11 protein-coding genes are annotated in these 13,523 nt (G+C 40.8%); 4 read left to right on the top strand and 7 right to left on the bottom strand.

The features are described from left to right. Positions 1 to 12: 12 nt before the first annotated feature. From dapE to WCX87_RS03800, 3 genes are read right to left on the bottom strand one after another with little or no spacing between them, the layout of a single operon-like run. On the bottom strand, positions 13 to 1,107 hold the full coding sequence (gene dapE / locus WCX87_RS03810) for a succinyl-diaminopimelate desuccinylase (protein ID WP_345980714.1): 1,095 nt from the start codon (positions 1,105 to 1,107) through the stop codon (positions 13 to 15). Next, positions 1,107 to 1,448 (bottom strand): hypothetical protein, encoded by a 342-nt coding sequence (locus tag WCX87_RS03805; protein WP_345980713.1) that lies wholly within the window; start codon positions 1,446 to 1,448, stop codon positions 1,107 to 1,109. The genes dapE and WCX87_RS03805 overlap by 1 nt, the downstream gene beginning before the upstream one ends. Positions 1,449 to 1,499: 51 nt before the next feature. After that, positions 1,500 to 2,318, bottom strand: coding sequence for a TIGR01777 family oxidoreductase (locus WCX87_RS03800; RefSeq protein ID WP_345980712.1), 819 nt, complete (start codon positions 2,316 to 2,318; stop codon positions 1,500 to 1,502). Positions 2,319 to 2,514: 196 nt separating this feature from the next. On the opposite strand from WCX87_RS03800, the gene WCX87_RS03795 reads away from it, so the two are divergent. The 3 genes from WCX87_RS03795 to WCX87_RS03785 all read left to right on the top strand — a co-directional run bounded on the left by WCX87_RS03795 (position 2,515) and on the right by WCX87_RS03785 (position 5,253). Next, positions 2,515 to 4,383: a methyl-accepting chemotaxis protein gene (locus WCX87_RS03795; RefSeq protein WP_345980711.1), complete on the top strand. Its 1,869-nt coding sequence runs from the start codon at positions 2,515 to 2,517 to the stop codon at positions 4,381 to 4,383. A gap of 79 nt (positions 4,384 to 4,462) precedes the next feature. Then, positions 4,463 to 4,951: a hypothetical protein gene (locus WCX87_RS03790; protein WP_345980710.1), complete on the top strand. Its 489-nt coding sequence runs from the start codon at positions 4,463 to 4,465 to the stop codon at positions 4,949 to 4,951. Between the two features lie 125 nt (positions 4,952 to 5,076). Continuing rightward, positions 5,077 to 5,253, top strand: coding sequence for a hypothetical protein (locus WCX87_RS03785; RefSeq protein ID WP_345980709.1), 177 nt, complete (start codon positions 5,077 to 5,079; stop codon positions 5,251 to 5,253). A gap of 6 nt (positions 5,254 to 5,259) precedes the next feature. Here WCX87_RS03785 and WCX87_RS03780 read toward each other — a convergent pair whose 3' ends face one another. Genes WCX87_RS03780 through WCX87_RS03765 form a run of 4 tightly spaced genes read right to left on the bottom strand, consistent with a single transcriptional unit; the run spans position 5,260 to position 12,974 of the window. Continuing rightward, positions 5,260 to 6,621 (bottom strand): deoxyribodipyrimidine photo-lyase, encoded by a 1,362-nt coding sequence (locus tag WCX87_RS03780; protein WP_345980708.1) that lies wholly within the window; start codon positions 6,619 to 6,621, stop codon positions 5,260 to 5,262. Further along, the gene (locus tag WCX87_RS03775) at positions 6,602 to 7,564 is read right to left on the bottom strand and encodes a DUF523 and DUF1722 domain-containing protein (RefSeq protein ID WP_345980707.1); all 963 of its coding nucleotides are present in this window, start codon (positions 7,562 to 7,564) and stop codon (positions 6,602 to 6,604) included. The genes WCX87_RS03780 and WCX87_RS03775 overlap by 20 nt, the downstream gene beginning before the upstream one ends. Positions 7,565 to 7,575: 11 nt before the next feature. Beyond that, entirely contained in the window at positions 7,576 to 9,852 is a 2,277-nt protein-coding gene (locus WCX87_RS03770) for a copper-translocating P-type ATPase (RefSeq protein WP_345980706.1), read from the bottom strand. Between the two features lie 44 nt (positions 9,853 to 9,896). Then, entirely contained in the window at positions 9,897 to 12,974 is a 3,078-nt protein-coding gene (locus WCX87_RS03765) for an HNH endonuclease (RefSeq protein WP_345980705.1), read from the bottom strand. Between the two features lie 122 nt (positions 12,975 to 13,096). On the opposite strand from WCX87_RS03765, the gene WCX87_RS03760 reads away from it, so the two are divergent. Continuing rightward, on the top strand, positions 13,097 to 13,510 hold the full coding sequence (locus tag WCX87_RS03760) for a PAS domain-containing protein (protein ID WP_345980704.1): 414 nt from the start codon (positions 13,097 to 13,099) through the stop codon (positions 13,508 to 13,510). Positions 13,511 to 13,523 lie beyond the last annotated feature (13 nt).

Below are 13,523 nucleotides of genomic sequence, written 5' to 3'. Positions count from 1 at the left end.
AATTATATCTCCTTAATGAATTTCAATGAGTCTTTTAAAGACTTTGTAGAGATCTTCGACCTCTTTTGCTGTCGTTCTCTCATTTATGGAGTGAATTGTATCATTTTTCACACCGAATTCTATAACATCCACACCGCATGGAGCGATGAATCTTGCATCACTTGTCCCGCCTGCAGTCGAGTATTTCGTCTTCACTCCCGTTATCTCTTTTATCGCCGCATCGATATCTTTTACTATCTTCGTATCGGAGTCCGTGACAAAAGGGTGTGCGCTCTGATCGAGTGTCAGCGTATAGTCCATCTCTTTAAAATGTTCTGCTACAAACGCCTCTATCTCTTTTGTCGTCGTCTTTGTGGAGTTTCTGACGTTGAACATCATCTCCAAAGAGTTCGGAGTCACGTTTGTCACCTGCATCCCGGCTCTTATGTCCGTCACGACGAACTTGCTCGGTGCGAAATATTCATCTCCGTTATCAAGGTCTATGCCCGCCACCTTATCCAGTACTTTTGCTATCTGATGGATCGGGTTGATCCCTTTTTCAGGGTAAGCAGCATGTCCCTGCTTTCCTTTAACCTTGATAAGCCCGTTGATAGAACCGCGACGCCCTACTTTGATGGCATCTCCGAACACCTGTTCACATGTAGGCTCTGCTACGACACAGCTGTCCGGCATCAGATCATTCTCTTGTAAGTATCTCAATACCTCAACAGTCCCGTGCTTTGCGGGGCCCTCTTCATCAGAAGTCAGAAGAAGCGACAATGTTCCGTCAAAATCAGTCGTCTCTTTTACGGCCTGCAAAAATGCTGCAACACCGCTTTTCATATCCTGCGTTCCGCGTCCGTAGATGTAACCCTCTTTTTCAACGGCTTCATAAGGATCCGTGTCCCATCCGCTGCCTGCCGGTACGACATCGACATGTCCCGCAAAACAAAGATGTTTTCCCTGACCGAACTTCTTATAGATAAAAAGGTTTTTGACCTCATTCTTATCTACTCTCACTGCCGTGAAACCCTCAAGGTAGTTTTCTACGAATTCCAGTATTCCGCCGTCGTCCGGGGTCTCGCTCTTTGAGCGAATTAAAAATTTAAAAAGTTCTATGATATTCATTAACGTTCCGGATTTTCATAAAATACATACGGTGTCGAGTAGTTGCTGACCTCGAAATAGAGTTTTTTCTCACCCTCATCGACTTTATAGTTGAAGTTTTTATCCAAATAGCCGTATCCGTAACGGTAGTCTCTAGACTCATCGCCTTGTGTGCTCACAGCCGTAGAGAGCTTGTCTATTTTGATGAATCTCTGCACGAGTTTTTCACCCATATAGATATCAAGCACACCGTTCGTACCTGTCCAGTTTTGGATGCTTCTGCTTACTTTGTTTTGTGTTTCTTGCGTACAGCCGGAAAAAAACAGTGCTAAAACCGCACTAAAAAATAGTATTTTTCTCATGTTTTGCCCTTTTATTATTCAAGGCACAATTATATCAAGAAAACATGGCAACTATCTTAGAAGCTCTTGTAATGCAGTGTCGATATCGGGATGGATAAACTTATATCCTGCACTTTGAAGCGATGCGGGATATATCTCTTTTGAGCCGGTTATGACACTTGCCGCTTCGCCGTACATAACTTTTAAGACAAACTCGGGAAGCGGAAATATCGTTGGACGATAAAGTGCCTTACCGAGTGCTTTTGTAAATACACGGTTAGAAACCGGCTGCGGTGCGGTCGCATTATAGATCCCCGTCAGTTTATTATCGATGATAAACTTATATATATTGACAAGATCAACAATGCTTATCCAGCTCATCATTGCTTTTCCGCTGCCTATGACTCCGCCGACTCCAAGACGAAACGGTGTCAGCATCTGTTTTAATGCACCGCCCTCTTTCCCAAGTATGATCCCAAATCTCAGTACCGTCGTAGGTTTGTTACATGTAAAAGCGACAGCTTCCCACTTTGCAGCCAGATCCCCGAGAAAATCATCGGCAATTGTAGAACACCTCTCATCACAGATAGCATTGTCGGGATATATACCGACTGCCGATGTCGATATAAAATGCTTTACATCGCTTTCATTGATCGCTTCTATGAGTGTTTTGGTCGTATCGATACGGCTGCTCATCAAGACTTTTTTATACTCTTCACTCCACTTTTTTATGATGGGAGCACCGGCTAGATTGATAACGACATCGACACAGCTCAGCTTTTGCAATATGAGTTCTTTACTGTCGTTTCTGTGTACATACACGACATCCGGATACTCCTTCTGTAAAGCACTGCCGACAAACCCACTTGCTCCTGTTATCGCTACTTTCATCTGTTTGCCTTTAAGGTTTTATTTCTATAGATTACTCATAAATTACAAATAAATACTTTAATTTAAAAACTACTTTCTATTCATTAACAATTGATCAATTAACACTAATGTAACACATTTACGCTATTTTTTTGCATTTAAGAATAAAAATTGTATATTTATTGTTAGAATCAATTAAATGACAGGAACCTAAGAGATGTTAACACAAACAAGTATTAAACAGCGTTTAATGATATTGGCTATCCTTACCTTTTCGGGGATAGCATTGATGTATCTGATATCGGCCTTTAAAGAGTCCGAGATGAAAAGCTTTCATCGTGTAAACTCCGATCTGTACAAACTTCAGCTGTATATTCTTCAGGAAAGAAGAAACGAAAAAGATTTTATACTCCGTAACAATACAAAATACTCGGACAAGTTCAATGTGACTTTTAAAGAGCTTCTAAAGCATGTAGAAAGCATGAAAGAGGATCTTTCTAATGTCGGTATCAGTGAAGTGGAGATGGAGAGTTTAGATACGATTATTCAAGATTACGGCAAAGCATTTACCGAATATGTAGATATGAGTAAAGAGATAGGACTAAGTGAGAAAGAAGGCTTACGAGGGAAAATGCGGAATGCGGTTCATAATGTAGAAGCAACTGCAAAAAGTATACATGACGACTCTTTAAATGCGAAGATGCTTCAACTAAGACGTAACGAAAAAGATTTTTTATTGCGCAAAGATGAAAAATACATCAAAAAACATGCAGTTAATACACAAAAATGTCTTGATTACATAGATACAATGAAAATAGACAAAACTCTGAGAAGTGAACTTTTAAACAATATGAACACTTACACACAGAGCTTTCAAGAGATCACAAATGCTTTTGCAACACTTGGATTTAATGAAAAGCTGGGGATTCAAGGGGCAATGCGGGCAACGATACATAAAACTGAATCCATTCTAGACAATCTTTTAAAAGAATCCAACGAAAAAATGAACAGTAGAATAGATAAAGTCGGCTACATATATCATGTAAGTATACTAGTATTATTGATATCAATCGCAGCACTGGGATTATTCATTGTGAATTCTATTATAGGACCGATGAGAAAAGTGACTGAACAGATCTCAAAAAATCAAAATGACCTGACGGTTCAATATAAATATGATTATAATGATGAGATACTCAAAATGGTAAATGCATTAAATCTCTTTATGAAACGTCTCGGCGAGACAGTTCATACTTCCAAACAGACGAGTCTTGAGAATGTAACTGTTGCCAACGAACTCTCCGTAACATCAATGAATATCGGAAAAAACATTGAAAAATCATCGAATATAATCAATAAGACGTCGCAAGAAGCACATGTCATTCAAAACGACCTTAGCGACACTTTGGCAAAAAGTGAATATGTGATGAATGAGATCCAAAACACTTCAAAAAATATAAACGATGTCTCAAAAGAGTATGCATCACTTATAGGAAAAATCCAATCAACTGCTGAAGTAGAAGTAAATCTTGCGGAAAAACTCAACCACCTCTCAAGCGATGCAGAGCAGGTAAAAGATATCTTATCGATCATCAGTGACATAGCAGACCAGACAAATCTTCTTGCACTCAATGCGGCAATAGAAGCAGCACGTGCAGGTGAACATGGTCGCGGATTTGCCGTTGTCGCGGATGAAGTAAGAAAACTCGCAGAAAGAACACAAAAAAGTCTGACAGAGATACAAGCATCCGTAAACCTCATCGTACAAAATATCGTAGACAGTGCCGGAGAGATGAACAAAAATGCAACGGTTATCGAAGAGATGCTGGTAGTATCGAATGACGTAAACAAAAAAATGATCAGCTCTACAGAGAGTATGACAAATACTCTTGTATTAGTCCAAGAGTCTGCTGCAAGCACAAAAGAAACAGGAAGTAAAATACAGAATATGATAACGGATATCGTGGCTGTCAACGAAGTCTCTATGGAAAATACACGCAGTATAGAAGAGATCGCCGCTGCGACTGAACATCTCTCTTCTATGACAGAAGAGTTAAATACAAAACTGGAGCAGTTTAAGACATAAAATCATTTTTTTTAAGTTTAAAACGATAATATTCATATATACAAGATGTTACAAATTTTAAAATATTTAAGAAGTATATATGGATGCACTTGAAAAAATACTGCACCAGGATGAATCGATCCTGGTCTCTGCCGATATCTCAAAAAGTTTTTACAACAGCATCATCTCTCTTTACGCTCTGGGTGCATTACTGCTTTTTATAGGGTATACATATGAGATAGGCGTCATCGGTCTTGTACTCATTATACGAACATTTTATATGCATCTTCAAGAGATAAAAGAGAAAAAATTCTATCACTGTGTTTTAACACAGAACCGTCTTATCATCCATAAAGGGTATAAAAATAGAGAAATATATCCCATAAAACTCGAAGAGATACGGACTATCTATATTAAACCTTTAAACGAAAAGTTTAAAAATATCATCGATGTCGGAACGTTAGAGGTCATCACGACTTCAGGAGGAAGGTATGTGATAAGCCACATCAAAAAACCTTACGTCTACCATAAAGCTATTATCGGCGATATCGTAAGTGCCACCCACTACTCTAACAAAAACCGCGATTAAAAACTTTTTACTTAAATTTGTAGACTAATCACAAATCATTATTGCTGTCTACTAACTTTAGATGTAGACTTCTTAGATGATATTATTTATTTATAAATAAATTTTATTCTTATAAGGAGGAGCAGATGAAAAGATTTAACAAATATATGAATATTTACTTCATATCAAGCTTTTTCGCTTTTTTTGCGCTTGTTTATCTGGTATCTTTGGTCATGATGAATAGCAATATTTCTAAAGGTTCAAGTGTCGAGATCTATCACGAAAAACTAAAACAAGAACGAATGATGAAGCATCAACAATAAGTTAGATTAAGACTTCAAACATTCATCAAAATAGTTTTTTGCTTCCATAGAAGCTTTTTTGTGTTCTACTAAAGGTCTGGGATACCCTTTTATATTCGTTTGTAAAAGAAAATCCTCATTGTTAATATCTTTTACATCAAAATTTTCAAGCTCCTTGATCCATCTTTTTATATACAAAGCATCACTATCAAACTTTTTCGCTTGAAGATAGGGATTGAATATTCTAAAATAGGGTTGTGGATCGACTCCCGTGCCGCTGCTCCACTGCCATGAAAGGATGTTTGACGCTGCATCATAATCAAAAAGATGCTTTGCAAAAAACTTCTCTCCCCACTGCCACGGTAAAAGCAGGTCTTTTGTAAAGAATGAAGCACATACCATCCTCACGCGGTTATGCATCTTACCCGTCGCAATCAGTTCTCTTACACCTGCATCGACAAGGGGCACACCTGTTCTTGCTTCGCAAAAACCTCTGTATCTCTTCTCATCTTCGATGCCTTTAAACGGATAACGGAAGTTCTCCCATTCCAGATACGGAAAATGGTAAAGAAGATATGCGTAAAAATCGCGAAATACAAGCTGTCTGAAAAATGCCTCTGTCTCGATCCCCTCTTTCATACACATGATCAAAAAACGCAGCAGTTCCCGTATACCCAGCGTTCCAAAACGAAGATGCACGCTCAGATGTGAGGTCGCATCAAGAGACACAAAATCACGGTCATGCTCATAGCCGTTCAGTTTTTTCGGCAGTTCATCCAAAAGAGCATCAAGCGGCTCGATCTCGTAAGATACTCTTCTAAATCCAAACGATTCTATGACAAGCTGCATCAAAAAAAGATTTGATTCGCTGAGATGATAGAGCTTGTCGCAGTTAAATTGAAACATATAGTTCTCACCTCTATGATGTTCCTGCAGATGCTTAGCGGCAAATATCTCTTTTGCTTTATTATAAAATGCCGAAAAGACAACATAAGGTGTACCATCACTCTTTAGTATCTCTTCGGGTTCAAAAATATAGGTGTCGTAGATATATCTAAATGGAAGTATTTGCGATACTTCCATATCGCGTTGGACTGCGTAAGAGTCGTAATCTCCAGAAGCCACTACTTCTGTGGGAGAAAACTGGCTTAGGTAAGAGAACACCTCTTTTGGTTTTGCAAAGAACACAGCCAGGTCAAGCCCCATCGACTTCAACTTCCTCTTGAGCTTCATCACGCTGTCAAAGATAAAACTCACCCGTCTGTCGCTTAGATCAAGCGTTTGCAATATATCCGCATCGAAGACAAAGATAGGCAAGACGACTCCCTCTACCGATAAAAGTGGATTATCTTCCACTCTTAGATCTCTTCTAAACCAAAGTATCTTCATTTAAACCTTCCAAATATGAATAAAGTGCCAGATTATGAGGATACGGCTGTAAAAAAACCTGTTCCAGCAGATAGTCGACCTCATACTTTTTAGCATATTGATACAATGTGTTCAGCGGCATAATAAGCGGAATTCTCTTTTGAGCATACTCTTCTATCTGTTTATGCAAAGTCGCTTTCTCACTTGTGCTCAATTCATTTTTTAAAAATCCCGCCATATGCTCCAATACGTTTCGTATAGACTTTATGGAGCTTTTTTTTGAGATGGCTGTCTTAAAAAGATGCTCATACTTTTGAAAAAGTTCGCCAAACTCCAAACCTTCACGGTTAGCAGTCACATTACCGAGCTCTCTATAGTCCTTTTCATCTTTTGCCTGAAGCAGGAACTTATATCTTGTGTGAAATGCGACAAGTTCTTTCATCTTTGGAGATGCTTTTTTAAATGTCTCAAACGCATCGTAGGCAAAAAGCTGCATCACAAAGTTTTCTCGAACCTCAGGATCGCATAAACGGCCCTCCTCCTCCATCGGCAAAAGTGGATACTCATCCCTGCACGCTTTTGCAAAAAGTCCGTAACTTTTCCCCTCTTCCAGACCGTTTTCTTGATACGTCGGTGTTGTGCCTAGACCGCAGCTTGGTGACCTGGATTTAAAGATGATGCCTGTCAGTTCTAGAATTTTTAGGCGATTTACCTCTTCTCTGACGCCTTTTTCAAGCTCTTTTGTAACATCTACTAGGTCACAGTTCCTAAGTACTTTTATCTGCTCTTGGAAAGTGACAAGTCTGACTGAAGGTCTCGGAGTACCAAAAACGATCGTTTCGGGACAAAATGGTGTAAACTCGGCATATTTTCCAAGCTCATCGGCTATGAAACTATCACGCTTATCACCGCCGTCATAACGGACCTTCTCTCCAAGCAGACACCCTGATACGGCTATATTCATCTAATGTTTTCCTATATCTTTATGTTTTTTAATCGAAGTGCATTTGTGATGACCGATACCGAGCTGAAACTCATAGCTGTCGCCGCAATAACCGGAGATAAGAGTATCCCAAAATATGGATAGAGCAAGCCGGCTGCTACAGGAATACCGATACTGTTATAGACAAAAGCAAAAAAGAGGTTTTGTCGTATGTTCTTCATCGTCGCACGGCTGAGTTTTATCACCTTGATGATACCCATCAGGTCCCCTTTTATCAGAGTGATCCCTGCACTCTCGATGGCGACATCCGTTCCGCCTCCCATAGCGATGCCTACATCTGCATGGGCGAGCGCCGGAGCATCATTGATGCCGTCTCCTGCCATTGCCACGACTGCGCCGCCCTGCTGAAGCTTTTTGATCACCTCGCCTTTTCCCTCGGGAAGTATGTTGGCATAGACCTCGCTGATATTTAATCTTCTTGCAACGGCATTTGCCGTCTGCTCATTGTCCCCGCTTAACATCACTACCTTTATGCCCTCATCCAAAAGCATCTTGACCGCTTCTTTAGAACTCTCTTTTATCGGGTCTTCTATACAAAAGATCGCACCTAAAGTGTTCTCTACAGCCAGAAAGATGACCGTTTTACCCTCTTTACGTAAAAGGTCCGCATTATCACTCATCTCTATGGTCGCGATGTCCAGACTCTCTAAAAACTTTTCGCTTCCTAGAACTACTTTTTTACCTTCTATCCTGCCCTCGATCCCTTTACCTGTAACTGAATTAAACTCGCCTACATGTAAAAGAGACAGACCGGCCTCTGTTGCACGCTCCACTACAGCTTCTGCTAACGGGTGTTCACTTACTTTTTCAATACTTGCGGCATATTGCAGCATCTCGTTTTCATCAAATCCCTCTACAACTTTTATGTTTGTAAGGCGCGGTTTCCCCTGTGTCAAAGTCCCAGTCTTGTCAACGACTAAAGTAGTCACTTTTTCCATTGTTTCCAAAGTCTGTGCATCTTTTATGAGTATCCCTGAAAGTGCCGCACGTCCGGTTCCGACCATAATGGAAATGGGTGTTGCAAGACCTAAAGCACAGGGACAAGCGATGATAAGCACGGAGACAGCAGCGACAATAGCGTAAGCCAGACGCGGCTGGGGTCCAAAAAGATACCATCCTAAAAATGCCAATACAGCAGATATAACGACTGCCGGCACGAAGTAGCCTGATACCGTGTCTGCGAGTTGCTGGATAGGTGCACGCGAGCGCTGTGCCTTTGCCACCATGTCGACTATTTGTGAGAGCATCGTATCGCTTCCTACACGCTCGGCCCGCATCAGCAGAGTCCCGTTTGTATTGAGTGTCGCACCTATGAGCCTGTCATCTTCAGATTTAGCGACTACGACGGGTTCACCCGTGATCATCGACTCATCGACATTGCTTTTTCCCTCTATGACGACACCGTCCACGGGAATCTTCTCACCCGGCTTGATTCTTAAAGTGTCTCCTACCTCAACAGCTTCAAGAGCTATCTCTTCCTCTTCTCCCTTTGCATCTATGCGGTGAGCCCGCTTTGGAGAAAGATTCAGAAGGGTCTTGATGGCACTATTGGTCTTAGATCGCGCTTTTAGTTCAAGTACCTGACCTAGAAGCACCAAAGCCGTAATAACTGCCGCAGCTTCAAAATAAACATGCACAAGTCCCTCATTGGTTTGCATCAGAGCAGGAAAGATATGAGGCATAAAAAGTGCGACTATACTATATATCCAAGCCGTTGCAACACCCATGGAGATTAGTGTGAACATATTAAGATTCCATGTCTGAAGCGACTGCCATCCTCGGACAAAAAAAGGCCATCCGCCCCACAGGACTACGGGAGAAGAGAGGATAAATTCAAACCATTGGATCTCTTTCATGGAGATACTTTTCGGCAATAGTGCAGGAGCCAGGTCGGCTGTCATAGCGACAATGAAAACAGGCAGAGCAAAAACAAGACTGATCCAAAAACGGCGGCTCATATCGTTTAGTTCTCTGTTTTCCTCTTCTACTTCAACCGTTACGGATTCGAGCGCCATACCGCATTTTGGACAGGTTCCGGGTTTGTCTCTTATGATCTCGGGATGCATAGGACAGGTGTACTGTGTTTTTACCGTAGAAACTGTTTGTGTCTCTTTTTCCAAAGCCATACCGCACTTTGGGCATGTCCCCGGATGATCTTGGTGTATTTCAGGATGCATCGGACAGGTATAAAATGTCTTCCCGATCTCGCAACTGCCGTCATGACAGGCTGTAGGTTCTTTTAAATTCATCACTCACCTCCATCTTTACATGTAAACAGATTTAAAGTCGTGTTCTAAAAATCCCAATCATCTAAAACAGGTTTTTCCTCTTTTTCGACCTCTTCTTTTTTCTTTTCTATGATGTTTACTGCAAGCTCATCACCCTCATTGACAAGAGACTGAGACGGTTTTAACATCTCTTCATACTCAAGCTGTAAGCCCTTTGAGGTCATTATAAACCCGCTAACCTTTATCTTACCATCGTGGATCAATCTATGGTGTTCTTTACAAAGAGGTATAAGGTTGTGTTTATGGTCTTGATGGAAATGCCCGATAAAGCCGGCTTTATCTGCAAGCGACTGTTGCGAGATGTGATGCACGTCTTCAGCCATAGCCCCGCAGATGACACATTTTGTGACGTAAAGCTCTTTGTTGTACTTGCTCGTCTTTTTCTTGACTAAAAGCTCAAGCTCGTCAAAGTCGTTCGCAAGGCGTTTTCGTATCGTATTTGCAGTATCTAAGAACTCACCGTCCATATGAAGCGATTTTGCAAATTCCAGTCCGTAGATACTGCTTCCGCTGCCTGCTTGAAGTACGCGGTTAAAGACAAGGATATCTTTCTCTTCATCATACTCAACGCTCAGATGCAGATCGACCACGTTTTTGAGTCTGCGGATCTCGCCCATAGTAGAAAGCTGATGCAGGTGTGTTGCAAACAAGAATATGCTTCTGAGCTTTGCCAGTTTTATGATGGCACTTGCCACAATGGCAACACCTGAGAGCGTCTCCGTTCCGTGTGATATCTCATCTCCCAGAACTAAAGATTTCACGCTTGCACGGTTAAAGATGTTTTTGAGTTCGACCATCTCCACGGCAAAAGTCGAAAGTCCCTTAGCAAGGTTGTCGCGTGAAACAATACGTGTAAAGATGGATTCAAAAAGAGAGAACTTCATCGCAGAAGCACTCACAAAGAACCCGCTTTGCGCCATGAGTACGGCTATACCGATACTTTTCATCAAAGAGGATTTTCCGCTTGAATTGATTCCGTATAAAAGCACACCGTTGATGTCGTGACCGTCATGTACATGTACGTCAAGCATAACAGTCGTCGGATACGGTACGTCCATGTATTCGCGGTTCCCCATGACGATGTCGTTTGGCACGTAGATGCCTCGGCGCTGCTGCAGTTCGATAAGCGGATGGCGCAGCTGCATGATCTGCATAAAGTTCTCGTCATCCTTGACATCCACCAGCATCGGTCTTGAATGGTTGTACATCTGCGCGACTTTTGATGAACTCACCGCTACATCTAGGTCTGCAACATACTGTATTACACGATCAAAAAGGAGTGCATAACGGCGTTCATAAACACCTTGAAGCTGTGTATATCTGTCTTTTACGAGTGCGACTATCTTGGTTTTGTTTCGCATGATCTTGTCTGAGAGTTCATCTAAAAACGGAGATGTTATCTTTACGTTGTTCGTCAGCTTTTTAACACTGAATTCGCTAAAACTTACATGTAAGCCATCGATATCGATCTCATGTGATTTAAAAATACTCTCGATAAGTGAATATCTGTTTTTGCTCAGCGTTATATAGTAGCCCTCTTTATCAAGAACTCCAAGTGCCACACTTCCAGTCGAATTGCTTGATGTCACACCGTTTATCAACTCCTGTATATGATCCATAATGATATTAAATGTCTGAAGCATCTTCGCATTTTCATCCACTAATGTATCTACTGCCGCATCCACGCTTCTCATCAAGAAGTTCTCGTCAATCGTAGCTACCGTAAAGCGTCTTGAAACATCAAGGTCTATGCTTTTAGAGATATCTCTTAAAAACTCGTCTACTTCATGCTCGGCAAAAGTCGTCTTTTGGATCTTATGTTTTTTGATGTAGCCCATCAGTTCCTTGACATTGATCATCGACTCATAGATATGATTCATCTCAAAAGGATGTAAACGCCCAAGATCAAGACGGCGAGAAAGACGTTCCAAGTCATAGATACCACGCATGATCTCTTCAAGATATCTAGTATGAGAATTGACTCTGTCTATAAGATTATAGCGGCGTGTCAGCTCTTCTGGGTCCATAATAGGGTTTAGAAGTCTCTCTTTTAAAAGACGACGTCCTATCGCCGTGGCACTCTTATCAAGCATCTTAAGAAGCGTCATCTCACTTCTGTCTTTTGAAATGATGGAAAGCTGCTCAAGCGCATTGTTGCCAAGGTACATGTAACGGCGGTTGTCTATGATGTTCGGACGGTCGAGCTTCTGAATGATATGTACGTCATGCTCGATGACAAAATGTACAAGTATCGCTAACGCCTGCGATATCATTGGCGAGCGTTCTAAGTCCAGATGCTCTATAGGAGAGAGAAGCGACTGTATCTGGTACACTTTTTCAAAAAGCTCGTTTTGATAATCGATGCGGGGGATGTCATGATTGACAGTGTAATGATAATGTTCCGGGATCTCTAGATAGTTGAGTACCGCTCTTTGATCGTCCACTCCATCTAAAAATGTAAGCACGACCTCACTTGTCTTATAGATGTTTAAAAGGTTAAACACCTCATCTAGCGCATATGACGGGTCTTCGCTGCTTCCGTGTGTCTCATAGAGCCATGTCTTTCCTGTCGTGATGTCGATGGCGCTGTATCCGACCGTATAGATATCACGGTGCTTGTCCACAAGTAAAGAGACGATGTAGTTGTCGTCATTATCTATGGTGTAGTCAAAGTTTGTACCCGGAGAGATGATCTGCGAGATATACCTGCTGATCTTCGGCGGTTTTCCACGCTGTTTCACTACAACTACAGTGTATTTTTGCTCCTGAATAAGACGATTTAAATATCTTTCAAACGAAACCGCAGGGACTCCGGCTAAAAGAGGATTTTTTGCAGAGTTTTCAATGATGGATTTATTTTTCTTTGTAAGTTGTATGTTTAAAAGTTCAGCTATCTCTTTTGCTTTACCTATCTGTTCATCATCGTTATTGATCTCATAGACTTCAAAAAAGGTACCGATCTCCATAAATACGACTGTATCGTTTCCATACTTTTCTTCAAAATGTTTTTGAAGATCGAAATATATCTCGGTTAACAGTCTGTTTTTCTGGTCTAAAAGTTTATCTACGTCAGATGATAACATTTATAGGCACCTTTTATTTACACTTATTTTTATGCAATTATAACGCAACTGTTATCATATAAATATTGCATAAGGGTATAAAAGATATACTATTCCAAAATATTTATTAAAAAGGTAAATTAATGCAAAGACCTAAGCCAGTTAATGAAGAAGTATTTTTTGACGGGAGAACACTTATATCTGAAACAGATACAAAAGGTGTCATTACTTACGTAAATAGAAAGTTTGTCGAGATGAGTGGATATTCTGCCAAAGAAGCTATTGGTCAGCCACACAGCATCCTCCGTCATCCAGATATGCCTAAAGCTGCTTTTGAGGAGATGTGGAAAGTAGTACAAAGCGGAAAGATGTGGGAAGGGTATGTAAAGAACCTGCGTAAAGACGGCAAGTTTTACTGGGTTATCGTAAATATTATTCCAAAATATGATGAGAATGATAATATTATCGGATATACTGCTTCAAGAAAAATTCCTAATAGAGATATGATAGATAAAATGGCTGCACAATATAAAGAGATGGTAGAAAAAGAAGACTAAAATAAAATTAAAG

This window comes from Sulfurimonas sp. HSL3-2 (assembly GCF_039645965.1).
GTDB lineage: Bacteria > Campylobacterota > Campylobacteria > Campylobacterales > Sulfurimonadaceae > Hydrocurvibacter > Hydrocurvibacter mobilis.
The sequence above is the reverse complement of the archived record's forward strand: the minus strand, read 5'-3'. Positions and strand labels throughout refer to the sequence as shown.

Bases quoted from the DNA above. Each gene is read 5' to 3' on its own strand.
- WCX87_RS03765 (WP_345980705.1), bottom strand. From the start codon at position 12,974: ATGTTATCATCTGACGTAGATAAACTTTTAGACCAGAAAAACAGACTG.
- dapE (WP_345980714.1), bottom strand. From the start codon at position 1,107: ATGAATATCATAGAACTTTTTAAATTTTTAATTCGCTCAAAGAGCGAG.
- WCX87_RS03770 (WP_345980706.1), bottom strand. From the start codon at position 9,852: ATGAATTTAAAAGAACCTACAGCCTGTCATGACGGCAGTTGCGAGATC.
- WCX87_RS03760 (WP_345980704.1), top strand. From the start codon at position 13,097: ATGCAAAGACCTAAGCCAGTTAATGAAGAAGTATTTTTTGACGGGAGA.
- WCX87_RS03805 (WP_345980713.1), bottom strand. From the start codon at position 1,448: ATGAGAAAAATACTATTTTTTAGTGCGGTTTTAGCACTGTTTTTTTCC.
- WCX87_RS03785 (WP_345980709.1), top strand. From the start codon at position 5,077: ATGAAAAGATTTAACAAATATATGAATATTTACTTCATATCAAGCTTT.
- WCX87_RS03780 (WP_345980708.1), bottom strand. From the start codon at position 6,621: ATGAAGATACTTTGGTTTAGAAGAGATCTAAGAGTGGAAGATAATCCA.
- WCX87_RS03775 (WP_345980707.1), bottom strand. From the start codon at position 7,564: ATGAATATAGCCGTATCAGGGTGTCTGCTTGGAGAGAAGGTCCGTTAT.
- WCX87_RS03800 (WP_345980712.1), bottom strand. From the start codon at position 2,318: ATGAAAGTAGCGATAACAGGAGCAAGTGGGTTTGTCGGCAGTGCTTTA.
- WCX87_RS03790 (WP_345980710.1), top strand. From the start codon at position 4,463: ATGGATGCACTTGAAAAAATACTGCACCAGGATGAATCGATCCTGGTC.
- WCX87_RS03795 (WP_345980711.1), top strand. From the start codon at position 2,515: ATGTTAACACAAACAAGTATTAAACAGCGTTTAATGATATTGGCTATC.